Consider the following 632-nt stretch of genomic DNA (forward strand, 5'->3'; position numbering starts at 1 on the left):
CTTTCTGCTAAACCATACATAGACCAGGCTAACCTGTATACCCTTCAAGCTATGGCCGAATATGAAAAGGCGCCGAGCACATTTCTGATTCCTTCAATTGATAAAGCCCGCGAAGAACTTGGCAAGCAATTGCCTAAACTAAGGGATATAACTACAAATATGAAGCTGGCACTCGATGTATTGCCCGGTGTTCTGGGATCGCAAACGCCGCGACGGTATTTCTTAGCGATTCAGAACAATGCGGAACTAAGAGCCACGGGCGGCCTAATCGGCAATTACGGCATCATCACCATGGATAAAGGGAAGCTCTCGCTTACGGATTTTAACGAGATATTGAAGCTCCAAAACATGAACCCACATGCGGTCAATGCACCCAAAGATTACCTTGCACGCTACGGCCAATTTCAGGCCACAAGTATATGGTCGAATACCAACATGAGCCCGGATTTTCCAACAGTTAGCAGAATCCTTCTGAATCTCTACGGGAGTGTGACGGGTGTATCGCTCGATGGAGTTATTACTATCGATCCGGTAGGTTTGCAATATCTGCTGACAGCTATTGGGCCGGTCGATCTACCCGGTGAGTCCATAATTATAGATGAACATAATGTCGTCAACTGGACCCTTATCGA

General features: G+C 46.7%; 1 protein-coding gene. It reads left to right on the forward strand.

Features of this window, described 5'->3' with window-relative positions; genetic code table 11:
• The coding region (locus COY37_RS08010; RefSeq protein ID WP_286977141.1) for a DUF4012 domain-containing protein at positions 1 to 632 on the forward strand (632 nt) is incomplete at both ends.

Source organism: Candidatus Aquicultor secundus (assembly GCF_002791875.1).
GTDB classification, from domain to species: domain Bacteria; phylum Actinomycetota; class Aquicultoria; order Aquicultorales; family Aquicultoraceae; genus Aquicultor_A; species Aquicultor_A secundus.